Source organism: Pseudomonas qingdaonensis, assembly GCF_018398475.1.
GTDB classification, from domain to species: Bacteria; Pseudomonadota; Gammaproteobacteria; order Pseudomonadales; family Pseudomonadaceae; genus Aquipseudomonas; species Aquipseudomonas palmensis.
Window position 1 is genome coordinate 5,684,683 of sequence record NZ_CP074676.1, and the last position, 24,250, is coordinate 5,708,932.

Here is a 24,250-nt window from a genome sequence, read left to right on the forward strand (position 1 = left end):
TGTTCAAGGGTTCCACGCTAATGCGCCGCTGAAAAAATCACCACATTTTTTTGCAGCCGGTGTTCAGGCCCCGGGTTTCGGGCTTTCGCTTACCACGGCCAGGCCGTCCGAACCGCGCCAGCGGCGCACGCTCTTCTGGAAGAACTGGCTGTTGGGCACCTGCACCAGTGCGCCGCCCGCCTCGGGCAGTTCGACCAAGGTGGTGAACAGCAGGTTGATCGCGGTCACGCGGCCCTTGACCCCCGGCTTGTCGAGTGTCTCGACCAGCTCGACAACGTCGCCGATGCGAAACGGCCCCACGGTGAAGATCAGCACCGCGCAGAGCAGGTTGGACAGTACGCTCCACATCGCGAAGAAGGCCACCGCCGCCACCGCGACAAAGCCCGACAGGGCCGTCCACAGCACCGTGGCCGAAACACCCAGGCGCTCCAGCACGAAGATCAGCGCGCTGCCCATGATCAGCCAGCGCAAGCCGCCGCGCAGCGGCACCATCAGCTCCGGCGGCAACGGGTAACGCTCGCTCAGGCGAGTCAGGCAGCGCGCCACCAGGCGTTGCAGCAGGTACGCCGCGACCAGGATCAGCAGTATCTGCAGGCCCATCCAGAAGGGGCCGATCCACTCGACCGGCAGCAATCCCTGCATCGACTCCATCAGGACAACGCCTCCAGCTCGGCCTGCATGCTTTCAAGCACTTCGAGCGCTTGCATCCAGGCTTCTTCCAGCTCGCCTTCGCGCACCTTCAGCTTGGCCTGGCGGGCCAGCAGCTCGCGCAGCTCGTCCTTGCGCGCCGCTTCATACAGCGCGCTGTCGCTCAGGCTGGCATCGACCCCGGCCAGCTCTTCATGCAACTTGGCCAGCTCGGCTTCGAGCTTGTCGGCCTGGCGCTTGTGCGGGGCCAGTTGCTGGCGCAACGCCGCCGCAGCCTGGCGCTGGGCCTTCTTGTCGGTCTTGTCGGGGTTGACCGGTGTGATGCTGACCGGGGCATTGCGCTGACGATACTCGACCAGCCAGCGGGTGTAGTCGTCGAGGTCGCCATCGAAGGTCTCGACCTTGCCGTCTGCCACCAGCAGGAAGTCGTCGGTGGTGCTCTTGAGCAGGTGACGGTCGTGGGACACCACCAGTACCGCGCCACTGAACTCCTGCAGGGCCATGGTCAGTGCCAGGCGCATCTCCAGGTCCAGGTGGTTGGTCGGTTCGTCGAGCAGCAGCAGGTTGGGCCGCTCCCAGGCAATCAGCGCCAGGGCCAGGCGGGCCTTTTCGCCGCCGGAGAAGTTCAGCACCGGCTCGTCGATGCGCGCACCGCGAAAATCGAAACCGCCGAGGAAGTCGCGCAGGGTCTGCTCGCGCTCGGTGGGGGCCAGGCGCTGCAGGTGCAGCAGGGGGCTGGCCTTGCTGTCCAGCGAATCGAGCTGGTGCTGGGCAAAGTAGCCCACCACCAGGTTCTCGCCGCGCACCAGGCGTCCGGCCAGCGGCTCCAGCTCGCCGGCCAGGTTCTTGATCAGGGTCGACTTGCCGGCGCCGTTGGGGCCCAGCAGGCCGATGCGCGCACCCGGGGTGAGCTGCAGCTTGACCTTCTCCAGCACGGTCTTTTCGCCATAGCCCAGGCGGGCTTCGGCAAGGTCGAGCAGCGGGCTGGAGATCTTCTCGGACTCGCGGAAGGTGAAGTCGAACGGCGAGTCGACATGCGCCGCCGAAAGCTCCTCCATGCGCTCCAGTGCCTTGATGCGGCTTTGTGCCTGGCGCGCCTTGGTGGCCTGGGCCTTGAACCGGGCGATGTACTTTTCCATGTGGGCGCGTTGCGCCTGCTGCTTCTCGTACGCCTGCTGCTGTTGCGCCAGGCGTTCGGCACGGGCGCGCTCGAAGGCGCTGTAGCCGCCGCGGTAGAGGGTCAGCTTGCACTGTTCCACGTGTGCCACGTGGTCGACCACCGCATCCAGGAAATCGCGGTCGTGGGAAATCAGCAGCAGCGTGCCGGGGTAGCTCTTGAGCCAGTCTTCAAGCCACAGGATCGCATCCAGGTCCAGGTGGTTGGTGGGCTCGTCGAGCAGCAGCAGGTCGCTGGGGCACATCAGTGCCTGGGCCAGGTTCAGGCGCATGCGCCAGCCGCCGGAGAAGTCGCCGACGCGCCGGTCCATCTGTTCGTTGCTGAAGCCCAGGCCGGCCAGCAGCTTGCGAGCGCGGGCATCGGCGGTATAACCGTCGGCGCTGTCGAGCTCCACATGCAGGCGGGCCAATGCATTGTTGTCGTGCGCGGCCTCGGCGGCTGCGAGCGCAGCCTGTACCTCGCGCAGGCGCACGTCGCCATCGAGCACGTAGTCCACCGCCAGGCGATCGAGGGTATCGACCTCCTGGCGCATGTGCGCGATGCGCCAGTCGCCGGGCAGCTGGCATTCGCCCGAATCGGGCGTGAGCTCACCGCGCAGCAAGGCGAACAGGCTGGATTTGCCGGCGCCGTTGGCACCGATCAGGCCGGCTTTCTGGCCGGCGTGCAGGGTCAACTCGGCGCCTTCTAGCAGGCGCTGGGGACCACGCTGTAAAGTGAGGTTCGAAAGTCTGATCATAATGGCCGCGGAGTCTACCAGCTTCGATGGCAACTGGCGCGAGTAGGACCATGCACACCGACCTGTGGAATTTCGCTCTGCACCTGTACGCCCGGCCGGGCGTGGAGGCTGCCTGCCTGGCCTTGCAGGACGAAGGGGCCGATGTGTGCCTTCTACTGTGCGGGGCGTGGCTTGAAGCCGGCAGGGCCGGGGTGACCCCCGAGCGCGTACAGCACCTGCAACAGCTGGCCGCTGCCTGGCAGCAGCATGTGGTGACACCGCTGCGTCAACTGCGCCGGCAATGGCGTGCAGACGCGCAGCACGACCCGCAGCTGACGCACTTGCGCGAGCAGGTCAAGGCACTGGAACTGGAGGCGGAGCGAACATTGCTGGCGCGCCTGCAACAGGCTAGCGAAGGCTGGATGAATCAGGGTGTGGCAGGTGACTGGCTGGCCGTGCTGGCCCCCCAGGGCACCCGGCACCACGACGCGCTGCAGGTGCTGCGCGTCGTGGCGGTGGCGGATCAGGAAGCAGTCGAGGGCGACTGAGTCACTGGGGTCGTCACGGGTGCAGCGGCAGGCGAAGCAGCAGGTGCGGCTGTGGTGGCCGCAGCAGGTGCTGAAGTCGCCGGTTTGGCAGCAGCGGGTTTGGCGGCCGGCTTGGCAGGGGCCTTGGCAGCAGCAGGCTTGGCAGCTGGCTTGGCCGGAGCCTTGGCAGCGGCGGGTTTGGCAGCTGGCTTGGCGGCTGCAGGTTTGGCAGGCGCCTTGGCCGCAGCAGGTTTGGCAGCTGGCTTGGCGGGCGCCTTGGCAGCGGCAGGTTTGGCAGCTGGCTTGGCGGGGGCCTTGGCGGCTGCGGGTTTGGCAGCAGACCTTGCCGGAGCCTTGGCGGCTGCAGGTTTGGCAGCTGGCTTGGCCGCGGCTGGCTTGGCCTCGGCAGTTTTGGCCGCTGGCTTGGCGGCGGCTTTGGTAGCGGCTGGCTTGGCTGCAGCCTTGCGGGCCGGGGCCTTGGTGGCCGACTTGGCCGCTACCGGAGCAGCCTTGGCCGAACGCGAGGTCAGGGCCTTGGACGCTGCTTCCTGCACCTTGCCGACGCCTTGGGCGAGCTTCAGGCTTTCCTGCGCATCACGCTTGAGCTGCACGATGTACAGGCGGGTTTGCGACTGGCGATCCTTGAGCGAATCGAGCAGGGTTTCCAGTTCGCCTACGGCGCCCTTGGCCTTGTTCTGCGCCTTGTTCTTGCCGGCGACCGCAGCGTCCTGAAGTTTGAGACGCGACTTGTGAAGTTTTTCCTGCGCCTTGCCCCGTTGTTTTTCCAACTTGGCCAACAGTTTTTCAGCATCAGCCAGTGCTTGCGAGCAGGCACTTTCCAGATGCTCGAGCAAACTGCCCGAGAGTTGATGTAGCAGGTGTAATGGCGTACTGACTGGCTTCTTACTGGCCGACATGGCTTACCTCCTGGCTGACGAGAATGCGGCTCATACTAGACCTTCTGCTGCTACCGCCGCTAGGGCATGTTGACAGTAAGTAGGACGCCGCGTTGCATGCCTGGGCAAAGTTGTTATGGCTGCAGCTGCGCACAAGTGTAGATGCTGTTAAAAAGGCTGTCGGAATTTGCTCTATGCAAAGATTCATCCGGCCCTCACCATGCACTCAAACCACCTGGAGTGAGCCTGTGCCACGCTACCTGTTACTGCCCTTGCTGCTCGCCCTGCCCTGCGCATTCGCAGACACCACCGAGCCACCGGCAAGTGCTCACGACCTGTCCTATAGCGTCGGCGCCAGCCTGGGTGAACGGTTGCGCAACGAGATGCCCGAGCTGCAGCTCGATGCCTTGATCCAGGGGTTGCAACAGGCCTACGCGAACAAGCCCCTGGCAATCAGCCAGGCACGGCGCGAAGCGATTCTCAGCCAGCACGAGGCCCAGGCCAGCGAGGCCGCCGAGCAGTCGCAGGTGGAAATGCTGATGGCGTTGGAAACCCGTTACTTGGCCACCGAACGCGCCCGTGCCGGAGTACGAGAACTACCCGAAGGCGTACTGGTGACCGAACTGGTCAAGGGCAATGGTGCCTCACCCAGGGCCGATGGCCGGGTGCAGGTACGCTACGTCGGCAAGCTGCCCGATGGCAGCGTGTTCGACCAGAGCGAACAACCGCAGTGGTTCAGCCTCAAGAGTGTGATCGAGGGCTGGCAGGTGGCGTTGCCACAGATGGCTGTCGGGGCGAAATGGCGTGTGGTGATTCCGTCGGCCAAGTCCTACGGAGCCGATGGCGCAGGCGATCTGATTCCGCCGTTCACGCCACTGATCTTCGAGATCGAACTACTGGGGGTTGCCGACTGAATGTCGGCAACGGAGGAGACAGGGATCAGGCCTGGACGGCCTCTTCTTCCTTGTGCGCGTTGTGCAGCACTTCGATCAGGCAATCCTCAAGCTCGAAGCGCTCGTGGAGCAGGCTGCCCAGCTCGCTGAGCTTCTTGGCGAAGCGCTCCTGGTCGGTACAGTTGCCCTTGTCGCAGTGATCGTTGAAAGCCGACGCGATATCGGTAATGGCACTGATACGAGGGCTGATCTGCTTCGCCAGTTCCAGGCCCTTGTCATCTCCGAACGCCTTGGCTTCAGCCACCAACTGCTCACTGACCTCGAAGTGCCAGGCGGAGACGTAATCGACCAGTATCGCGCAGAAGCCGAGGTTCTTGTCCTTGTCCGCAAAAGCCGGTTTGGCATCGCGCAATGCGCGAAAGGCCGTGACCAGTTCGGCCCGCTCGTCCAGCCAGCGGTCAATCAGCTTGTGAACCCCACCCCAGCGTTCCTGAGCATTCTGACAACTATCTAACATGGCGGTGTCTTCCCTTCTGGGTCATGCCGCTGCGCCCCGTCGTGCGAGGTATGCACAACAAAGGGAGAAAGCAGCAGAACGGCATCGAGCAGCAGTGTTTTGGGTATGCGTGCAAGGGAGATTATTCCCGCGCGCCCTTGCCTTCAAGGTACGCAGGCGACAAGTTTCATACAAGTGTTTAATCGCCGCACCCGCGGCCATCGGTCGATTGCCTGGCCCCCGCCGGCAAGCGTCAGGGTTTCAATGACTTGCCCGTGGCCGCTGGCTGCACGTACAGCAGCCGCGCCAACGCCAGCGCCGCCAGCAGCAGGAAGGCCAGGAGGCTCCACTCCGGCAGGCTCAGGTCCAGAAAGCTCCAGGTGATCGAAGCGCAATCGGCCGAACCGAGCAGCATGGCGTGCAGCACGTCGGCAAGGCTGCCTTGCTCGATGAGCGCACCGAGGGGCATCGAGCAGGCCTCACCCGCCGCCACCCCGCTGCCCTGCAACCAGATCTGGCGCACCGCCAGCAAGCCGCCCCCCAGCGCCAGGCCCAACGCCGCAGCCGCATAGCGACGCGCACCCGGCTGACCCGGTGCATGCAGGCGCGCGGCCAGGCAGACACCGGCAAACACAACCAGCAATACACGCTGGCTCTGGCACAGCGGGCAAGGCACCAGCCCTTTGGTGAATTCGAGGTAAAACGCACCGGCGAGAATCAGTAACGACGCGACGAAAGCCAGGGAGAACAATGAGCGCAAACAGGCCAATGGCATGGCAAGTCCAGGTGCGGGAAAGACATGTAACAACGGTAGAGGAAAATCGAGCCTTGTTTCAAGGCACGACAGGCGCGATAAATCGCTGAAACATAAGGGAAGTGTCGAAGAGTTGAGGTGGATATTTCCTCTGTAACTCAGCGAAAAGTTACCCACCCCCGCAACCAGCCAAACAGTACGGGTTTAACCTGGGGCTAAACCCGTACGACGTCAGGCCCGGACGGCTTCAGGCAGAGGCAAGGCCAGCAGGCGCTCATCCAACAGGCCCAGGCCCTCCTGAAACAGCTGGTTGCTGCGCTCGGTGTCGCCCAGGCCGGCCAGCAGACGGGCCAGCTCGGCGCAGGCCTCAGGGTTGCGCTGCCGGCGCAGGCTGTCTTCGAAGTAGTCGCGCGCCTTGCCCCACAGACGATTCTGCAGGCTCAGACGACCCAGGGTCAGCAACAGGCTGGGATCGTCCGGGTGCTGCTTGAGCCAGCCCTCGGCCGTCTGCAACTGACGCGCCGGGTCGCCGCCTCGCACCAGCCCGTACAGCCGGGCCAGGTGGCTTTCGTATTCGCGCTGCAGGGCCGTACGCAGGACCTTCTCGGCGTCGCTTTCGGCGCCCAGCTGGCGCAGTTGCTCGGCATACGCCAGCACCAGTTGCGGCTCCTGGCGTTGTGCCGAGGTCAGTTGCTGCCAGGCACGTTCAAGGGACTGCTGTGCGGTCTGGTCGTCCTGCTCGCGGCGTGCGGCCAGGCTCAGGTTTTCGCCCCAGGCCCGCCGCTCCAGCTCGGCCAGTTCCGCGGCAGACAACACCTTGTCCTTGCGCAGCTCCGGCAGCAGGCGGATCACCGCGCTCCAGTCGCCACGCTGCTGGTACAGACGCTGCAACTGGCGCAGCACCTGCACGTTGTGCGGGTGGCGCTCGTGCATCGCCTGCAGGGTCACCAACGCTGCCTCGGTGTCGCCTCGGTCGACCTGCAACTGCGCGTGGGTCAGGGCGATGGCCAGCTCGGCTTGCGGCTGGCGCTCCAGGGCACGTTCCAGCAGGTTGTCGCTGTCCTCGGTGCGCCCCAACTCGTTGGCAGCGCGGGCCGCCCCGAGGTAATAGAGCAGCGGCTGGCGTTCGGCCTCGGCAGCGCGATGCAGATGGCGCTGGGCACTGGCCCAGCGGCCCTCGGCCAGGTCCAGTTGCCCCTGCTCGATGGCCAGGCGTGTACGCCGGCTGCGGTTGCGCCGCGACCATGGGTTGACCACCCCGCCCGAGGTGAACACCAGGCCCAGCACGAAGCGCACCATCAGCACCACGAGCACCACGGCCAGCAGCAGGGCCAGGGTCGCCCACAGGCTCGACTCGTAGCGGAAGCTGTCGTAGGCGATCAGCACGTATCCGCTATGCCGGGCCACGGCGATACCCAGCAGGGTCGCGGCGACGATCGCCACCACCACCCACAGGTAGGCACGTTTCATGGGGTGCCCTCCTCATGACCTTGTGCCGCCGGCTGGCGCGTGATCGATTCTTCGGCGGGCAGGTGGCGACGCTCGAGGTAGGCCTGGACCGCACCGAGGCTGTCGGCCAGGTCCGGCGTCACTACCGACACCGGCTCGTTCGCCACCGCGTTGAGCTGTTCGAGCATCGACTGGCTCTGCTCGTTGTCGTGGTTGAAGTTGGCCAGCAGCACGCTGCGCGCTTCATCCAGCGCCTGGGCATAGACCTTCGGCTCGCCGTTGAGCGCGGCCCACTGCGCCTGCTCCAGGGTCAGGCTCAGGGCCAGGCGCACCTGGTTCAGGGCCTGGCCGGCCAGCAACGGCTTGACGTTCTTGTCGGCATTGAAATCGATACGGAAGTAGCGCGACAGCTGCGCCCACCACTGTGACCAGCGGCTGGCACCGTCGCCGTCGGCAGCCAGGCCGAACAGCGGTTCGCCGCCTTCTTCGAATTCGGGGGCCATGGCGGTGAGCTGCACTACCTGCTCGCGCAGCGCGGCCAGCTTGAGGAACAGCCCGGTGCGGTCCGGTTGCTTTACGCTGTTCAGGGTGGCCAGGCTGCGTGCCAGCTGTTCGCGGGCAGCGAACGAGGCCGGGTCGCTCTGCTCGCGCAGGATCTGGTCGGCGCCTTCGACCAGCGCCCGAGCGCTGGTGATGTCCTGCAATGCCGACAGGCGCAGGCTGGCCAGGCGCAGCAGGTGCTCGGCCTCGGCCAGGCGCCAGTCCTTGCGGCTGGCACCGAGCACGGTCTCCAGGCGCTGGCTCAGACGTTGCTGGTCGCCCTGCAATTGCGCCACCAGGCGCCGGCGCTCTTCGAGCTCGGCGGCCGGTGGCAGGTCGGCCAGGCGTGACGACAGTCGCTGCTCGCCCTGCTGCAAGGCCTGGGCCTGGGCATTCAAGGCCTGCAATTGTTCGCTCTGGAGCTGGTTGGCGCCCTGCAGGTGGCGCACCTGCCAGACACCCCAGCCACCGATTGCGACACCTGCCGCACCCAGCAGCAGGGCGAACAGTGCCGGACCGGTGCCGGCCCGCTTGGCAGGGGCGGCGGGCGTTTGCGCGGGCGCTTCTGGCGCCGGCTGCAGATCATCGTTGGGCAAGGCAGTTTCGCTCACGTATCCATCCTTTGCATTGGGGCACCTCGCCAGACAGCTTAGCGCCTTAGGAGGCGGGCGCAGGGGTTTCCTGCAACGCCGCCAGCAAAGCCGTGGCACTGGCACCACGGCAATCCACTACATTCTGTGCGCCAGCGGCGCGGGCCTGCTCGGCAACACGCGGGCTCGGCACGAACAGCGGCCACGCGGCCAGTCGCGACCAGTCGCTGCCAGCCAGCTGGCGCAGGTGTTCAAGACCCTGCCCACTGCTGACCACCACGCCGTTCAGGCGTTCCGCATCGATGCGTCGCATCAGCGTGCCGACCGGGTACTCGGGCAGGCAGCGGCGGTACAGGGGCAGATAATCGACACTAGCACCCTGCGCGGTCAATCGCTCGGCCAACAGCTCGCGACCGTCTTCGCCGCGCATGATCAGAAAGCGCGGCTGGGGCTGTGCGAAAACTTCCTGCAGCCGGGTCAGTTGCAGCAGGGCTTCGCTGTCATCCCCCTGTGGCGGGAAGTGCACTTCGCAGCCATGGGCCTGCAGGATCGCGGCGGTAGCCGCCCCCACCGTGAACCACGGCAGGGCCGGCGTGCGGGGCCAGTACTGGTCGAGCAGGGCCAGGCCGAGCCGGGCTGCCGGCTTGCTGACCACGATGACCGCAGAATAGTCGGCCAGGCCGAGCACGGTGCTGCGCTGCGCATCGGTCACCGGCAGCGCTTCGATCTCGAGCAGCGGCAGGCTGCTGCCGAACACCCCGGCCTGGGCCAGGGTCGCGGCCAGTGCCGCGCAGTCGTCGGGCGGCCGGGTCAGCAGCAGGCGCCAGCCGTTCACGGGTGGCCGGCCTCGCCATACACCGCCTTGAGAATGTCTTCGGCGCCCTGGTTCAGCAGGTCTTCGGCGACGCGTACACCCAGTGCATCCGCGTCTGCGCGCGGTGCACGTGCCTCGGCGCTGAGCAACAGGCCACCGGCCGGCTCGCCCACCAGGCCGCGCAACCACAGCTGCTCGCCCTCGAGCACGGCGTAACAGGCGATCGGTACCTGGCAGCCGCCGTTGAGGTGCTTGTTCATGGCCCGTTCGGCCACCACGCGGTCAGCCGTATCGGCGTGGTGCAGCGGCGCGAGCAAGGCATGGATTTCGGCGTCGGTGGTGCGGCACTCGATGCCTACCGCGCCCTGGCCACCGGCTGGCAGGCTGTCGTCGACGCTGATGCTGGCGGTGATGCGGTCTTCGAAACCGAGGCGGATCAAACCGGCAGCCGCCAGGATGATCGCGTCGTACTCGCCGGCATCGAGCTTGGCCAGGCGGGTGTTGACGTTGCCGCGCAGGAAGCGGATCTCGAGGTCGGGGCGGCGGGTCAGCAACTGTGCCTGGCGACGCAGGCTGGAGGTGCCGACAATGGCGCCTGCCGGCAGTGCATCGAGGCTGGCATAGGTGTTGGAGACAAAGGCATCGCGCGGGTCTTCGCGTTCGCAGATGCAGAACAGGCCCAGGCCTTCGGGGAAGTCCATCGGCACGTCTTTCATCGAGTGCACGGCGATGTCGGCTTCCTGCTCCAGCAGCGCGGTTTCCAGCTCCTTGACGAACAGGCCCTTGCCGCCGATCTTCGACAGTGGCGAGTCGAGCAGCTTGTCGCCGCGGCTGACCATCGGCACCAGGGTCACCACCAGGCCGGGGTGTGCCTGTTCGAGGCGGGCTTTTACATAGTCGGCCTGCCACAGGGCAAGGGCACTTTTGCGCGTGGCAATGCGGATTTCACGAGTGGACATGGATCGATCCGTACGAGATAGATGCGCGGGATGATAACAGCTCAATCCGGGCTGCTAGCAGATCTATGTCAGTGGAGGGGTCGACCGTCCCTGGTCAAGCAGTGCTCCCGCCCCGCCCTAAAGCTGCTGCATCATCTTGCGTACGCCGGCCACATGGCGGCGGCTGACAATCAGGGCATCGCCATTGAGGCCCTTGAGAAAAAGCTGGAAATGCCCCAGCGGCGTGCGCTGCAGGCGTTCGATACGGTCGCGGGCCACCAGCGCGTTGCGGTGGATACGCACGAAGCGCTCGCCGAACTCGTCTTCCAGAGCCTTGAGCGGTTCGTCCAGCAGCACCTCGCCGCCCTCATGACGCAAGGTCACGTACTTGTGATCGGCGATGAAGTAGATCACCTGGTCGATGGGAATCAGCTCGATGCCCTTGCGGGTCCTGGCGCTGATGTGGCTGCGCGGCCCGTTGCCGCTTTCGGCGCCGGGGCGGGTCAGCGCCGCCAGCTGCACGCGGTTCGGGCGCTCGGCCTTGCGCAGCGCGTCGCGCAGGGCATCGGCCTGAACCGGCTTGAGCAGATGGCCCAGGGTGCTGTCCTTGAACGCCTGCACGGTGAATTCGTCATCCCCCGTACAGAACACCACGGCCGGTGGCGCTTCGCGCTCGCACAACCGGGCCGCCACCTGCAGCCCGTCCATGCCGGGCATGCGGATGTCGAGCAGGACCACCTCGGGCTTGAGGCTGTCGATCAATGCCAGGGCCTCTTCGCCATTGGTGGCGCTGGGCTCCAGCACGGTATAGCCCTCCAGCTCGCCGAGCATTCGGCTCAGGCGTTCCCGGGCTTGGGGTTCGTCATCAACGATCAGGACATTCATATAGCGCTGGATTCCTGCGTGAGTCTCGCACAAGGATAGCGTAGACAGGTGAAGTGACGACCGTCACGGCGATCCACGCTCAGACTCGCACGAGGGCTAAAGATTCACTGGGAGGGCGAAACCTGCCAATCCTCTGTCCAACTGTAGACGGTTGCAGGCACGCTGCCGTTCAATCGATAAATATCCTTTTGCATCGCCCCTGTCGTGGCCCCCGGCTGCGACACAAACCCGCAGTTGCGCCGACCGCCGAGCCCCGTGAGCCCCGGCAACCCTGCTATCATCTGCGCCACTTTTTCCGTTCACGCCTTACACGAGTGAATCCATGAGCACCGACAAGACCAACCAGTCCTGGGGCGGCCGTTTCAGCGAGCCGGTCGACGCCTTCGTCGCCCGCTTCACCGCCTCCGTCACCTTCGACCAGCGCCTGTACCGCCACGACATCATGGGTTCGATCGCCCACGCCACCATGCTGGCCAAGGTCGGCGTGCTCACCGATGCCGAGCGCGACAGCATCATCGACGGCCTGACCACCATCCAGGGCGAAATCGAGGCCGGCAACTTCGACTGGCGCATCGACCTCGAAGACGTGCACATGAACATCGAGGCACGCCTGACCGACCGCATCGGCATCACCGGCAAGAAGCTGCACACCGGGCGCAGCCGCAACGACCAGGTGGCCACCGACATCCGCCTGTGGCTGCGCGACGAGATCGACCTGATCCTGGCCGAGATCACCCGCCTGCAAAAAGGCCTGCTGGAGCAGGCCGAGCGCGAAGCCGACACCATCATGCCGGGCTTCACCCACCTGCAGACCGCCCAGCCGGTGACCTTCGGGCATCATCTGCTGGCCTGGTTCGAAATGCTCAGCCGCGACTACGAGCGCCTGGTGGACTGCCGCAAGCGCACCAACCGCATGCCGTTGGGCAGCGCCGCACTGGCCGGTACCACCTACCCGATCGACCGTGAACTGACCTGCTCGCTGCTGGGCTTCGAAGCGGTGGGCGGCAACTCGCTGGACGGCGTGTCCGACCGTGACTTCGCCATCGAATTCTGCGCGGCGGCCAGCATCGCGATGATGCACCTGTCGCGCTTTTCCGAAGAGCTGGTGCTGTGGACCAGCGCGCAGTTCCAGTTCATCGACCTGCCGGACCGCTTCTGCACCGGCAGCTCGATCATGCCGCAGAAAAAGAACCCCGACGTCCCCGAGCTGGTACGCGGCAAGACCGGCCGCGTGTTCGGCGCCCTGACCGGCCTGCTGACCCTGATGAAGGGCCAGCCGCTGGCCTACAACAAGGACAACCAGGAAGACAAGGAACCGCTGTTCGATGCCGCCGATACCCTGCGCGATTCGCTGCGGGCATTTGCCGACATGATCCCGGCGATCAAGCCAAAGCACGCGATCATGCGCGAAGCCGCGCTGCGCGGGTTCTCCACCGCCACCGACCTGGCTGATTACCTGGTACGCCGCGGCCTGCCGTTCCGTGATTGCCACGAGATCGTCGGCCACGCGGTGAAGTACGGCGTGGACACCGGCAAGGACCTGGCCGAGATGAGCCTGGACGAACTGCGCCAGTTCAGCGACCAGATCGAGCAGGACGTGTTTGCCGTGCTGACCCTGGAAGGCTCGGTGAACGCGCGCAACCACATCGGCGGCACCGCACCGGCCCAGGTACGTGCAGCCGTGGCCCGCGGCCAGGCGCTGCTGGCCAGCCGCTGAGGCATTCGCCAGGCCCACCTGGCGGGCCTGGCTGCGCTGAAGTCAGCGCTTGCCGGTACGCACCATCTCGAGGAAGGCCGGCATCTGGGCTTCCTTGTCTGCGGCGTTTCTCTGCACGTTGGGGTTCTGCTTGAAGTGTTCGAGCAGGGCCTTGGCCTGCGGGAAGTCCGCCAGCACATCCATATCGAACACCTTCTTGCCCACCGCATACGCCAGGTCGACGCTGTAGCAGAACAGGATGTCCGCCAGGGTCATCTGCTCGCCCGCCACATAGGGAGCGAAGGCACCGTTGCGCTTGAGGGCGGCAAGACCCGCCAGCAGCTCGGCCTTGGCCTTTTGCTTGATGGCCGGGTCCACCTGGGCACCGAAGAACGCCTCGGGGTAACAGGCTCGGGCCGGCAGCTCGATGTACAGCTCGATCTCCTTGGCCAGTTCGCGCACCTTGGCCTGGGCGAACACGCCCTCGGGTAGCAGCGCCTTGCCGGGCTGGGTCTGCTCGATATAGTCAAGGATCAGGTTGGTCTCACTGAGAAAGCCGTGCTCGGTCTCCAGCACCGGCACCTTGCCGCAGGGGCTGATCTTCAGTGATGCGGGGCCGGGGCCGCCGAAAAACAGCACCTCTTCGAAGGGCACGCCCTTTTCCAGCAGCGCCAGTTTGACCATGTTGTAGTAGTTGCTGACTGCAAAACCGTGAAGCTTGAGCATGAAACATGCCTCCAGGCCGAAAGGGGTTGGCCTGGCCTTTATAGACGCTACCGCAGGCACTGACCAGCATCATGCAGTTGCTCGATAGCCAGGCATTGGCGTGCACTGCATGGCAAACTGGATGCCCATTCCGAGGAGAGCGCCCATGAGCGAGCCCACCGATATCGACAATGACGAAGAAGCGTTCGCCGAATCGACCCTGATCCAGGCCATCGAGAACCAGATCGAGAACGACAACCCGCCAGCGGCCAAGGCCACGTTCAACAAGCTGACGCTGGTGGGCTACGAGCGCGAGGACATCCTCAACCTGATGGCCCACGTGCTGGCCTGCGAGATCGACGCCATGCTCGAGGACGACCGAGCGTTCGATACGCAGTGGTACGAAACCGCCCTGCGTGCGCTGCCTGAGTTGCCACCCGAAAAGGACTGAAGCAATTACCGGCTGGCGTGGCTACACTGCAACTTCATGTACCCCTGCAAGGGTGCTGCCCTCCACTTCAGGAAAGTCCGGAGTATCTATGTCGTTTACCCCCGAGCTGATTGCCGAACTGGAAATACTCGCGCTGTTCAACCTGGACAGCACGCAGGAAGGACTGAAAGTCCATGCCACCGCAGCACCCCAGGCGATTGCCGCCGCCAAGCGCCTGTTCTCCAAGGAACTGATCACCCAGGAAGACGGCGGCTACCTGACCCCGCTGGGCCGCGATGCGGCGCAGAACGTACAGCAGTTGCTGATCATCCTGAACACGGTCGCCGAGCCGGCTTGAGAGCTTCGCTGAAGCCTTCGCCGGCAAGGCCGGCTCCTGCAGATCGGTACAGGAGCCGGCCTTGCCGGCGAAGGCCACAACCGGTCAATACGTCAGGCGCTGACAAAATGGCGCCAGAAATCAAATAGATTTCAGCCCCTCGCCCCGTAGCGGCTAAACTCGCCATTGCTCCCGTGATGGCCAGTTAGAGCCCTGCAATGAACCACCCCCACGAAATTCGACCCGACCTCGACGAAGGCATCGATCGCAAGGTGCTCAGCCAGTTGCGCAAGCGCTTCCTGGCCATCAACCAGGGTCGACTGGCACGCGCCATGGAAGGGTTGTCGAGCCGCCAGCAGCAGGTGCTCAACCTGCTGGCGCTGTTCTTCCACGTCAATCACCCGCTGCTGCCCGGCTACGTATCGGGCACCACTCCGGCGGGCATCTCGTGCTACGAGCCCGACGACGAGGCGCTGGCCGAGGCCCAGCGCCTGACCCGCTCGTTCACCTACCGCAAGCGTCACGGCCAGCCACCGCGCCCGCTGCTGGGGCTGTACCTGATGGGCAGCCTGGGAACCCTGGCCCAGGCCGATGAAAGCGACATGGACGTGTGGCTGTGCCACGCCCCCGGGCTCAGCGAGGCCGAGCTGAGCGAGCTGCGCAGAAAGTGCGTGTTGCTGGAGGTCTGGGCCGCGTCCCAGGGCGCCGAACTGCACCTGTTTCTGATCGAGCCGGAGCGCTTCGTCACCGGCGAGCGCAATACCGCACTGAGTTCCGACGACTGCGGCACCACCCAGCACTACCTGCTGCTGGACGAGTTCTACCGCACCGCGCTGTGGCTGGCCGGGCGCACGCCGCTGTGGTGGCTGGTGCCGGTCTACGAGGAAGGCAGCTACGCGCATTACACCCAGACCCTGCTGTCCAAGCGCTTCATCCGCGCCGACGAGAACCTGGACCTCGGCCACCTGGCCCACATCCCGCCCGGCGAGTTCGTGGGCGCCGGGTTGTGGCAGCTGTTCAAGGGCATCGAGTCACCCTACAAGTCGCTGCTCAAGCTGCTGCTGACCGAGGTGTATGCCAGCGAACATCCGCATGTGCAGTGCCTGAGCCTGCAGTTCAAGCAGGCGGTGTTCGCCAACCGCCTCGACCTCGACGAGCTGGATCCGTACATGATGGTGTACCGGCGTATCGAGCAGTACCTGCAGCACCGCGGCGAGGCCCAGCGCCTGGAGCTGGTGCGACGCAGCCTGTACCTGAAGGTGAACAAGAAGATCAGCCTGCTGGCGCGCCAGCGCAGCGGCGGCTGGCAGCGCGACCTGCTCGAGCGCCTGACCCGCGAGTGGGGCTGGGACGAGCGCCAGCTGATGCTGCTGGACAGCCGCAGCCAGTGGAAGGTGCGCCAGGTGGAAGCCGAACGGCGCATCCTGGTGGCCGAACTCAACCACAGCTACCGTTTTCTCGGCCAGTTCGCACGCAACCCTCAAGCTGCCACGCGCCTCGACCAGCGCGACCTCAACGTGCTGGGCCGACGCCTCTACGCCGCCTTCGAGCGGCGCGCCGGCAAGGTCGAGTTCATCAACCCGGGCATCGCCCCGGACCTGGCCGAAGACACCCTGACCCTGGTCCAGGCACCCAATCGCCAGGAGCCTGGGCAAACCCATTGGAGCCTGTACAGCGGCAACCTGAACGCCCATGAGTGGGAGCAGTTCGTGCCGCTCAAGCGCTGCCGCGAACTGCTCGAACTGCTGGCCTGGGCGCACCGCAACGGGGTGATCGACAGCACCACGCGCCTGGCGCTCAACCCCGGCAGCAGCGACCTGAGCGAGTACGAGCTGTTCAACCTGCTGGGCAGCCTGCAGCAGAGCGTGGCCCTGCCGTTCAAGGAAGTCAGCGAGGCGCGCCTGCTGCAACCGAGCGTGGCGGACGAGATCCTGCTGCTGGTCAACGTCGGCATCGACCCGCTGCAGCATCACCGCGACCTCAACATCCTGATGACCACCGAGCGCACCGACTCGCTGAGCTACGCCGGGGTGCGCGAGAACCTGGTGCTGACTCTGGACCAGGTGACCCTCAACAGCTGGAACGAAGTGCTGGTGCAGCGGTATGACGGCGAGCACGCCCTGATGCGCAACCTGCGTGACTACCTCAACAGCCTGGGCAGCAAGGGCCACCTGCCTACGCTGAACGTGCGCTGCTTCTGCCACAACCGCGCCCAGGCCATCGCCCAGCGGGTCGAAGAGGTGTTCGCCACCGCTCAGGCGCTGCTTGCCGAAGGCCTGGGGCATCGCTACCTGATACAGGTGCAGCAGCACACCCATGTACTGGAATTGCACCACGGGGCAGTCAACCTGGTCAGCCTGGACAGTCAGGATGCACTGTTGGCGTACCTGGGCGAGGAACGTGCCGAGTACACCCCGCTGCACCTGGACGCCAACGTGCTGGAAGACCACGACCTTGCGCTGGTGCTGCCCCAGGGCCAGCCGCAGTGCCTGCAGGTGTTCTACCGGGTGCAGGAGAACTGGGCCGACGTCTACGTGCTGGATGAATTCAATGCGCTGTGGCAGCAACGCCTGCCCTACCACGACGACAGCAGCCTGTTGCTGCCGCTGCAGCGCTTTCTGCAATCGGTGGTGTTCCGGCACAACGCACGGCTGCCGCTGGAAGAGCTGCCGGCACAGGGCGCGCTGGACATCCTCTACTATCAGCTGTCGCTCCCCGGTATCGGCCGGGCACGCCAGCTGGAGCCGCGCCAGGCACCGCCCACCACGCTGGGCAGCACCGCCTACGAAGTGCAGGCGATCATCCAGGCAGGCGTCGAAGACGCCCTGCAGGTGACGTTGTACTGCAACCAGAAGGAGTTTTCGGAGCTCGAGTATGGCGACCAGCTGTATGCGGTGGTCGCCCGCGAGATCGTCGGCCAGCGCCGTGACGCCCAGCGCTACCGCTGCTACATCACCGACCTGGACCTGTCCGACCTGCTTGCCGAAGGCCAGGGCTCGAGCATCCTGTACCTGCGCTACAAGCAGGAACTGGAGCGGGTGCTGAACCAGGCGCTGGAAGCGGCCTGATCAGAGGTCGAAGTCGCCTGCGGCTTCGGGCTGGTACTCGACTTCGAGCAGCTTGAGCTTGAGGGTCTTGCCGCCGGGCACCGGCCAGTCGATCTGCTCGCCCACCGACAGGCCGAGCAATGCGCTGCCCATCGGCGCCAGGATCGAGACCGTGCCTTCGGCGCCGGCGTCCTTCGGGTACACCAGGGTCAGGTGGTAGTCCTTGCCGCTGACTTCATCGCGGCAATGCACGCGCGAGTTCATGGTCACGACACCGGCCGGAACCTCCTCGTGGCTCACTACCTGCTCGGCGCGGTCCAGCTCGTCCTGCAGGGCGAGCACACCCGGCGAGTCCTGCGTCTTTTCATCGAGGCCATCGATCAGACGCTCGAGACGCTGTACGTCCAATCGGGTGAGGATAAGGGAAGGCTTGGTGCTCATGATCCAGTCAGACTCCTTGTTCATGGGTAAAAGTGCTGGGCGTTATAAAGCAAAACCCCGCCCAAGGGCGGGGTTTGCATGTTTTTCGGCCAGGCCGATCAACCTCGACACTACCACAGCACAATAAATACACAAGAGGCTCGCCGTCGCAGCCTAGCCGGCCGCCTGGCGTCGTACCTGTGCCTGGGCGCAGATCTCGCGGCGGCGCTGGTCGTCGGCGCTGCGCCACTGGCGAATGTCCTCGACATGGCGAAAGCAGCCCAGGCACACCTTGGCCTCGTCCAGCCGGCAGAGGCTGATGCAGGGCGACGGCACCGCCGGGCTGACATTGCTGTACAGCGGCTTGGCCGGTTTGGCAGCAGTGCTCATCTCAGATCTCGTCGAAGTCGAGCTTTTCGCCGACCCGCTCCCAGACGATGCGCTCGAGCATCTCGCCGAGCAGCTCCTCGGTCTTCTCACAGGTCCATTTGCCGCTGGCTTCGTCATAGTCGAAATGGAAACCACCCGACTTGTCGGCCAGCCACAGCTGGCGCAGCGGCTCCTGGCGGCTGAAGATCAACCGGCTGCCGTTGTCGAACTTGATGGTCAGAACGCCCGCCGAGTTCTCCATGTCCAGGTCCAGGTCGGTTTCATCGAACAGGTCTTCCAGGGCCTGTTGGGTCGCGTCGACCAGGTCGTGAAAACGCGCTTCGCTCAAACTCATTGCAAGAACCTCGAAAATGTCTGCACACACGCAAGCCGGGCAAGATACGAGCGCCGCGCCACGAATGCAAAGGTTAACGCCCGCAGCCGACACCCTGCACGGGCGCCTGTCCGACGGCGCAGCGGCTACATAGGCAAGGCGCCGGGCGCTCGGTATACTCGGGCGCAATACTGCTTAAATTCAAAGGATTTCGCCATGAAGCGCCTGATTTCCTCCCTCGCGGCGCTAGTCGCGATTGCCTGCCTCGTCTCCGCTTGCGGTCAGAAAGGCCCACTGTACCTGCCTGAAGACGGCAAAGACGGCAAAAAGTCGCAATCGCACCAGCACTGATTAAGGGACCCCCATGGACGCTTTCAACTACCGCGACGGCGAGCTGTTCGCGGAAGGCGTGGCGCTGTCGGCGATTGCCGAACGCTTCGGCACGCCTACCTACGTGTACTCGCGGGCGCATATCGAAGCCCAGTACCGTAGCTACGCCGATGCATTGCAGGGTGTTTCGCACCTGGTGTGCTTCGCCGTAAAAGCCAACTCCAACCTCGGCGTGCTGAACGTGCTGGCACGCCTGGGCGCAGGCTTCGACATCGTCTCGGGCGGTGAACTGGAGCGTGTGCTGGCCGCCGGCGGGCGCGCCGACCGTGTGGTGTTCTCCGGCGTGGGCAAGACCCGCGACGACATGCGCCGCGCCCTCGAAGTGGGCGTGCACTGCTTCAACGTCGAGTCCACCGACGAGCTGGAGCGCCTGCAGGTGGTTGCCGCCGAAATGGGCGTACGCGCGCCGATCTCGCTGCGGGTCAACCCGGATGTCGATGCCGGCACCCACCCGTACATTTCCACCGGCCTCAAAGAGAACAAGTTCGGTATCGCCATTGCCGATGCCGAAGAAGTCTACGTGCGCGCCGCGCAGCTGCCGAACCTGGAAATCGTCGGCGTCGACTGCCACATCGGTTCGCAGCTGACGACGCTGGAGCCATTCCTCGATGCCCTCGACCGCCTGCTGGCGCTGATCGACCGCCTCGGCGAGTGCGGCATCTACCTGCGCCACCTGGACCTGGGCGGCGGCGTGGGCGTGCGCTATCGCGACGAAGAGCCGCCACTGGCCGGCGACTACATCAAGGCCATCCGCGAGCGCGTGGGCGACCGCGACCTGGCGCTGGTATTCGAACCGGGCCGCTACATCGTGGCCAATGCCGGCGTGCTGCTGACCCGCGTCGAGTACCTCAAGCACACCGAGCACAAGGACTTCGCCATCGTCGACGCGGCGATGAACGACCTGATCCGCCCGGCGCTGTACCAGGCCTGGATGGACGTGACCGCCGTGCAGCCGCGTGATGGCGAGCCGCGCAGCTATGACGTGGTCGGCCCGATCTGCGAGACCGGCGACTTCCTGGCCAAGGACCGTGCGCTGAACCTGGCCGAAGGCGACCTGCTGGCCGTGCATTCGGCCGGTGCCTACGGTTTCGTCATGAGTTCGAACTACAACACCCGTGGTCGCTGCGCCGAAGTACTGGTGGATGCCGATCAGGCCTTCGAAGTGCGCCGTCGCGAAACCGTGGCCGAGCTGTTTGCCGGCGAAAGCCTGCTGCCGGAGTGACCCCATGCTGCTGCGTTTTACCAAGATGCACGGCCTGGGCAACGACTTCATGGTCCTCGACCTGGTCAGCCAGCACGCGCACATCCTGCCCAAGCACGCCAAGCAATGGGGTGACCGGCACACCGGCATCGGTTTCGACCAACTGCTGATCGTCGAGGCGCCGAGCAATCCGGACGTGGACTTTCGCTACCGGATCTTCAACGCCGACGGGTCCGAAGTCGAGCAGTGCGGCAACGGTGCGCGCTGCTTCGCGCGCTTCGTGCTGGACAAGCGCCTGACGGCGAAAAAGCGCATCCGCGTCGAGACCAAGAGCGGCATCATCGAACTCGATGTGCGCGGCGACGGGCAGATCAGCGTCGACATGGGCCCACCGCGCCTGGTGCCGTCCGAGATCCCCTTCGACGCCCCTGCCCAGGCCCTGAGCTACCCGCTGGAAGTGGCCGGTCGCACGATCAACCTGGCTGCCGTGTCGATGGGCAACCCCCATGCGGTGCTGCGCGTCGACGACATCAACAGCGCCCCGGTGCACGACCTCGGCCCGCAGATCGAGAACCACCCGCGCTTCCCGCAGCGGGTCAACGTCGGCTTCCTCCAGGTCATCGACCGCCACCGCGCCCAGTTGCGCGTGTGGGAGCGCGGCGCCGGGGAAACCCAGGCCTGCGGCACCGGTGCCTGCGCCGCGGCGGTGGCTGCCATCAGCCAGGGCTGGATGGATTCGCCGCTGCTGATCGACCTGCCCGGAGGGCGCCTGTCCATCGAGTGGGGCGGCCCGGGCCGGCCTGTAGTGATGACAGGCCCTGCCGTACGCGTGTATGAAGGACAGGTTCGCCTATGAGTGAGTACCAGCCATGACCGACCAGCCCCACACGCCCACCGCAGAGCCCGACGCCTCCGACACCCAGGGCTCGACGCCCAGCGTCGGGGCCCAGGACGTGGTGGCTTACCTGCGTGCCAACCCGGCGTTCTTCGCCGAGCATGACGACCTGCTGCTGGAGCTGCAGGTCCCTCACCAGCGCGGCGACAGCGTGTCGCTGGTGGAGCGCCAGCTCAAGCTGCTGCGCGACCGCAACATCGAGATGCGCCACCGCCTCTCGCACCTGATGGACGTGGCCCGCGACAACGACCGGCTGTTCGAGAAGACCCGCCGGTTGATCCTCGACCTGCTCGACGCCGATAGCCTCGAGGCCGTGGTGATGGCCGTCGAGGACAGCCTGCGCCAGGAGTTCAAGGTGCCGTTCGTGAGCCTGATCCTGTTCGGCGATACCGTGGCGCCCGTGGGCCGCTGGGTCAACCCGACCGAAGCGCAACAGGCCATCGGCGGCCTGCTGTGCGCGGGCAAGACAGTCAGCGGCACCCTGCGCGACCACGAGCTGGACTTCCTGTTCGGCGAGGCCCAGCGCCCCGAAGTCGGCTCCAGTGCCGTCGCCGCACTCGACTATCAGGGCCTGCATGGCGTACTCGCCATCGCCAGCCACGACCCGCAGCACTACAAGAGCAGCGTCGGCACCCTGTTCCTGAGCTACATCGCCGAAGTGCTCGGCCGCGTGCTACCGCGCTTTACCCAGACCCTGCGCCCGGTACGCTGATGGAGCGCCAGCTGGACGCGTTCATCGCGCACCTGCGCAACGAGCGCCAGGTGTCGGAGCATACCCAGCTGGCCTATCGGCGTGACCTGGCCAACGTGCTGGCCTACTGCGGGAAAACCGGCATCGCCAGCTGGAGCGCCCTGCAGATCCAGCACCTGCGCCAGTTCGTGGCGCGCCAGCACCATGCCGGGCAGTCGTCGCGCAGCCTGGCGCGCATGCTTTCGGCGGTGCGCGGCCTGTACCGCTACCTGAACCGCGAAGGCCTGTGCGACCACGACCCGGCCAACGGCCTGGCCGCGCCCAAGGGCGAGCGCCGGCTGCCCAAGACCCTCGATACCGACCGCGCGCTGCAATTGCTCGAAGGCGCTGTGGACGACGACTTTCTCGCCCGCCGCGACCAGGCCATGCTCGAGCTGTTCTACTCCTCGGGCCTGCGCCTGTCGGAGCTGACCAACCTCGATCTCGATCAGCTCGACCTGCCAGCCGGCCTGGTGCAGGTGCATGGCAAGGGCAGCAAGACCCGCGTGCTGCCGGTAGGCCGCAAAGCCCGAGAGGCATTGGAAAAGTGGCTGGCGCTGCGCGGCATCAGCGCCCCGCAGGACAACGCGGTGTTCGTCAGCCAGCAAGGCCGGCGCCTGGGCCCGCGGGCGATCCAGCTGCGGGTCCAGGCGGCGGGCAGCCGCGAGCTGGGGCAGAACCTGCACCCGCACATGCTGCGCCACTCCTTCGCCAGCCACCTGCTCGAATCGTCCCAGGACCTGCGTGCGGTGCAGGAAATGCTCGGGCATGCCGACATCGCCACCACGCAGATCTACACTCACCTGGACTTCCAGCACCTGGCGAGCGTCTATGACAGCGCCCACCCAAGGGCCAAACGCAGCAAGGACAGTGACTCATGAGCATTCAGCTGATCACCTTCGACCTGGACGACACCCTGTGGGACACCGCCCCGGTCATTGTCAGTGCCGAGGCCGTGCTGCGCGACTGGCTGGCGGCGAATGCACCCGACCTGGGCGCGGTGCCGGTGGAGCACCTGTATGCCATTCGCGAGCGCCTGGTGCAGGCCGAGCCGGGCCTGCGGCATCGCATCAGCGCCTTGCGGCGCAAGGTGCTGTTCCATGCCATGAGCGACGTCGGCTACAGCGAAGCCAGGGCCCACTCCCTGGCCAACGAGGGCTTTGAAGTGTTCCTGCATGCGCGCCACCAGGTGGATATCTTCCCCGAGGTGCAGCCAGTGCTGGAGGTGCTGCGCCATCGCTACACCCTGGGCGTGGTCACCAATGGCAATGCCGACGTGAGGCGCCTGGGGCTGGCCGACTATTTCAGGTTCGCCCTGTGCGCCGAGGACTTGGGCATCGGCAAGCCCGACCCGCAACCGTTTCTCGAAGCATTGCGCCAGGGCCAGGCCGAGGCCGGCAATGCCGTGCATATCGGCGACCACCCGGGCGACGACATCGCCGGGGCCCAGCAGGCCGGCCTGCGCGCGATATGGTTCAACCCGCAGGGCAAGGCGTGGACGGCCGAGGGGCAGCCGGATGCCGAGATCCAGCGCCTGTCGCAGTTGCCTGAGCTGTTGCTCAGTTGGCGTTAGCCCCGCTGGCCCCATCGCGGGTCAAGCCCGCTCCCACAAGGGTTGCGGTGACCGTTGTAGGAGCGGGCCTGCCCCGCCATAGCGTCAGCAGCGGCAACCCGTAACGCCACCCACAAAAAAGCCCGCAGCGACGGCGGGCTCTTCTGTTCGACGGCACCCCTCAGATAGGACGGCTACCGTACTTGTTGTCTGGCTTCTTGGGCGGATCGGCGACCACGTTGGCCTCCACTTCCTGCACCTTGCCGCCACGCGACAGGAACTCTTCCATCGCCTTGGCGAGCGCGTCGCGCTCCTTCTGCTTGGCTTCCATGCTGGGCATTTCGTCGACCGAGACCGCAGCCTTGGACTTGCCCTTGGCTACCGGTGCGGGGCTGTCGTCACCGCTGTCATCGGCAACGTCGTCGGCAGCCGCTTCCAGGCCTTCATCGGTATCGTCTTCGTCGCCCACTTCGAGGTCGTCGTTTTCCAGATCATCGTCGCTCATGTTCTACCTCATGACTTGCGAAAAGCAGATAAGTTATAGACCAACAGCGCCAGGTGCGGCCACTGCCGGAAAAATCCAGGGCCACGGGTAGCCCGCGGCCAGCGGCGCCCGCCCTACCACCTGGCGAGCACCGTGCGGGCCCGTGCAGGGCCCGACAAAAAGAAAGAGCTGCCGGCATTGCTTCACCAGCTGACCCCGCCGTGAGCGGCCTGTTCAATGCCAAGCCTAGCAAAGGGTATCGAAGTGCGCGGACAGGTCATCCGCACCCTACGGCGCGCATTCTAGCGTGATGTGTGAAAAAGCAAAGTGCCTAAATA

Annotated in this window: 27 protein-coding genes and 1 pseudogene; 12 read left to right on the forward strand and 16 right to left on the reverse strand. The window is 65.5% G+C overall.

Features of this window, described 5'->3' with window-relative positions:
• Nucleotides 1-63: 63 nt before the first annotated feature.
• Nucleotides 64-651 (reverse strand): mechanosensitive ion channel family protein, encoded by a 588-nt coding sequence (locus KH389_RS26035; RefSeq protein WP_043863379.1) that lies wholly within the window; start codon nt 649-651, stop codon nt 64-66.
• Nucleotides 651-2,561: an ATP-binding cassette domain-containing protein gene (locus tag KH389_RS26040; protein ID WP_213606517.1), complete on the reverse strand. Its 1,911-nt coding sequence runs from the start codon at nt 2,559-2,561 to the stop codon at nt 651-653. The genes KH389_RS26035 and KH389_RS26040 overlap by 1 nt, the downstream gene beginning before the upstream one ends.
• 50 nt (nt 2,562-2,611) lie before the next feature.
• On the opposite strand from KH389_RS26040, the gene KH389_RS26045 reads away from it, so the two are divergent.
• Nucleotides 2,612-3,088 (forward strand): TIGR02444 family protein, encoded by a 477-nt coding sequence (locus tag KH389_RS26045; protein ID WP_058541743.1) that lies wholly within the window; start codon nt 2,612-2,614, stop codon nt 3,086-3,088.
• Here the strand turns inward: KH389_RS26045 and KH389_RS26050 are convergent.
• Nucleotides 3,064-3,984, reverse strand: a complete 921-nt coding sequence (locus tag KH389_RS26050) for an AlgP family protein (RefSeq protein ID WP_213606518.1) — start codon at nt 3,982-3,984, stop codon at nt 3,064-3,066. The genes KH389_RS26045 and KH389_RS26050 overlap by 25 nt on opposite strands.
• A 227-nt stretch (nt 3,985-4,211) precedes the next feature.
• Between KH389_RS26050 and KH389_RS26055 the strand changes: the two genes are divergently transcribed.
• Complete coding sequence (locus tag KH389_RS26055; RefSeq protein ID WP_213606519.1) at nt 4,212-4,877, forward strand: FKBP-type peptidyl-prolyl cis-trans isomerase; 666 nt, start codon at nt 4,212-4,214, stop codon at nt 4,875-4,877.
• Nucleotides 4,878-4,902: 25 nt separating this feature from the next.
• Here KH389_RS26055 and KH389_RS26060 read toward each other — a convergent pair whose 3' ends face one another.
• From KH389_RS26060 to KH389_RS26095, 8 genes and pseudogenes are all read right to left on the reverse strand, one after another.
• Nucleotides 4,903-5,373: an Rsd/AlgQ family anti-sigma factor gene (locus KH389_RS26060; RefSeq protein ID WP_043863375.1), complete on the reverse strand. Its 471-nt coding sequence runs from the start codon at nt 5,371-5,373 to the stop codon at nt 4,903-4,905.
• A 232-nt stretch (nt 5,374-5,605) separates the two neighbouring features.
• Nucleotides 5,606-6,127, reverse strand: coding sequence for a disulfide bond formation protein B (locus tag KH389_RS26065; protein ID WP_043863374.1), 522 nt, complete (start codon nt 6,125-6,127; stop codon nt 5,606-5,608).
• 210 nt (nt 6,128-6,337) lie between these two features.
• Complete coding sequence (locus tag KH389_RS26070) at nt 6,338-7,576, reverse strand: heme biosynthesis HemY N-terminal domain-containing protein (RefSeq protein ID WP_058541740.1); 1,239 nt, start codon at nt 7,574-7,576, stop codon at nt 6,338-6,340.
• Complete coding sequence (locus KH389_RS26075) at nt 7,573-8,706, reverse strand: uroporphyrinogen-III C-methyltransferase (RefSeq protein ID WP_213606520.1); 1,134 nt, start codon at nt 8,704-8,706, stop codon at nt 7,573-7,575. The genes KH389_RS26070 and KH389_RS26075 overlap by 4 nt, the downstream gene beginning before the upstream one ends.
• A gap of 46 nt (nt 8,707-8,752) precedes the next feature.
• Nucleotides 8,753-9,520 (reverse strand): uroporphyrinogen-III synthase, encoded by a 768-nt coding sequence (locus KH389_RS26080; protein WP_213606521.1) that lies wholly within the window; start codon nt 9,518-9,520, stop codon nt 8,753-8,755.
• Nucleotides 9,517-10,458, reverse strand: a complete 942-nt coding sequence (gene hemC, locus KH389_RS26085; protein ID WP_043863370.1) for a hydroxymethylbilane synthase — start codon at nt 10,456-10,458, stop codon at nt 9,517-9,519. Before hemC ends, KH389_RS26080 begins: the two co-directional genes overlap by 4 nt.
• Before the next feature lie 117 nt (nt 10,459-10,575).
• Nucleotides 10,576-11,322 carry a LytR/AlgR family response regulator transcription factor gene (locus KH389_RS26090; protein WP_043863369.1) on the reverse strand — a complete coding sequence of 249 codons (747 nt, stop codon included), beginning with the start codon at nt 11,320-11,322 and terminating at the stop codon, nt 10,576-10,578.
• A pseudogene (locus KH389_RS26095) lies at nt 11,319-11,426 on the reverse strand (sensor histidine kinase); the annotation flags it as partial. The gene KH389_RS26090 and the pseudogene KH389_RS26095, both read right to left, overlap by 4 nt.
• A 218-nt stretch (nt 11,427-11,644) precedes the next feature.
• Here KH389_RS26095 and argH point away from each other — a divergent pair.
• Nucleotides 11,645-13,039: an argininosuccinate lyase gene (gene argH / locus KH389_RS26100; protein ID WP_043863368.1), complete on the forward strand. Its 1,395-nt coding sequence runs from the start codon at nt 11,645-11,647 to the stop codon at nt 13,037-13,039.
• A 42-nt stretch (nt 13,040-13,081) separates the two neighbouring features.
• Here argH and KH389_RS26105 read toward each other — a convergent pair whose 3' ends face one another.
• A complete protein-coding gene (locus tag KH389_RS26105; RefSeq protein WP_043863367.1) occupies nt 13,082-13,744 on the reverse strand; it encodes a glutathione S-transferase family protein in 663 nt (220 codons plus the stop codon).
• Nucleotides 13,745-13,889: 145 nt separating this feature from the next.
• Here KH389_RS26105 and KH389_RS26110 point away from each other — a divergent pair, with 145 nt between their 5' ends.
• The 3 genes from KH389_RS26110 to KH389_RS26120 all read left to right on the forward strand — a co-directional run bounded on the left by KH389_RS26110 (nt 13,890) and on the right by KH389_RS26120 (nt 17,558).
• On the forward strand, nt 13,890-14,174 hold the full coding sequence (locus KH389_RS26110) for a hypothetical protein (RefSeq protein WP_043863366.1): 285 nt from the start codon (nt 13,890-13,892) through the stop codon (nt 14,172-14,174).
• 88 nt (nt 14,175-14,262) lie between these two features.
• Nucleotides 14,263-14,511, forward strand: coding sequence for a TIGR02647 family protein (locus tag KH389_RS26115; RefSeq protein WP_043863365.1), 249 nt, complete (start codon nt 14,263-14,265; stop codon nt 14,509-14,511).
• Between the two features lie 197 nt (nt 14,512-14,708).
• Nucleotides 14,709-17,558, forward strand: a complete 2,850-nt coding sequence (locus KH389_RS26120) for a class I adenylate cyclase (protein WP_213606522.1) — start codon at nt 14,709-14,711, stop codon at nt 17,556-17,558.
• On the opposite strand, the gene rnk is transcribed toward KH389_RS26120, so the two are convergent.
• The 3 genes from rnk to cyaY form a co-directional block, all read right to left on the reverse strand.
• Nucleotides 17,559-17,978 carry a nucleoside diphosphate kinase regulator gene (rnk, locus tag KH389_RS26125; protein WP_043863363.1) on the reverse strand — a complete coding sequence of 140 codons (420 nt, stop codon included), beginning with the start codon at nt 17,976-17,978 and terminating at the stop codon, nt 17,559-17,561.
• A 153-nt stretch (nt 17,979-18,131) separates the two neighbouring features.
• Nucleotides 18,132-18,347, reverse strand: a complete 216-nt coding sequence (locus KH389_RS26130) for a DUF1289 domain-containing protein (protein WP_043863362.1) — start codon at nt 18,345-18,347, stop codon at nt 18,132-18,134.
• Between the two features lies 1 nt (nt 18,348).
• Complete coding sequence (gene cyaY, locus KH389_RS26135) at nt 18,349-18,681, reverse strand: iron donor protein CyaY (RefSeq protein WP_213606523.1); 333 nt, start codon at nt 18,679-18,681, stop codon at nt 18,349-18,351.
• 195 nt (nt 18,682-18,876) lie between these two features.
• On the opposite strand from cyaY, the gene lptM reads away from it, so the two are divergent.
• From lptM to KH389_RS26165, 6 genes are read left to right on the forward strand one after another with little or no spacing between them, the layout of a single operon-like run.
• Nucleotides 18,877-19,011, forward strand: a complete 135-nt coding sequence (gene lptM, locus KH389_RS26140) for an LPS translocon maturation chaperone LptM (protein ID WP_043863360.1) — start codon at nt 18,877-18,879, stop codon at nt 19,009-19,011.
• A 13-nt stretch (nt 19,012-19,024) separates the two neighbouring features.
• Nucleotides 19,025-20,272, forward strand: a complete 1,248-nt coding sequence (gene lysA / locus KH389_RS26145; RefSeq protein ID WP_043863359.1) for a diaminopimelate decarboxylase — start codon at nt 19,025-19,027, stop codon at nt 20,270-20,272.
• Nucleotides 20,273-20,276: 4 nt separating this feature from the next.
• Nucleotides 20,277-21,107 carry a diaminopimelate epimerase gene (gene dapF, locus KH389_RS26150; RefSeq protein ID WP_043863358.1) on the forward strand — a complete coding sequence of 277 codons (831 nt, stop codon included), beginning with the start codon at nt 20,277-20,279 and terminating at the stop codon, nt 21,105-21,107.
• Between the two features lie 13 nt (nt 21,108-21,120).
• Nucleotides 21,121-21,858 carry a DUF484 family protein gene (locus KH389_RS26155; protein ID WP_213606525.1) on the forward strand — a complete coding sequence of 246 codons (738 nt, stop codon included), beginning with the start codon at nt 21,121-21,123 and terminating at the stop codon, nt 21,856-21,858.
• On the forward strand, nt 21,858-22,757 hold the full coding sequence (gene xerC / locus KH389_RS26160; protein WP_043863356.1) for a tyrosine recombinase XerC: 900 nt from the start codon (nt 21,858-21,860) through the stop codon (nt 22,755-22,757). Before KH389_RS26155 ends, xerC begins: the two co-directional genes overlap by 1 nt.
• Entirely contained in the window at nt 22,754-23,449 is a 696-nt protein-coding gene (locus tag KH389_RS26165; protein WP_213606527.1) for an HAD family hydrolase, read from the forward strand. Before xerC ends, KH389_RS26165 begins: the two co-directional genes overlap by 4 nt.
• Nucleotides 23,450-23,609: 160 nt before the next feature.
• Here KH389_RS26165 and sutA read toward each other — a convergent pair whose 3' ends face one another.
• On the reverse strand, nt 23,610-23,933 hold the full coding sequence (sutA, locus tag KH389_RS26170; protein ID WP_043863351.1) for a transcriptional regulator SutA: 324 nt from the start codon (nt 23,931-23,933) through the stop codon (nt 23,610-23,612).
• Between the last annotated feature and the right edge of the window lie 317 nt (nt 23,934-24,250).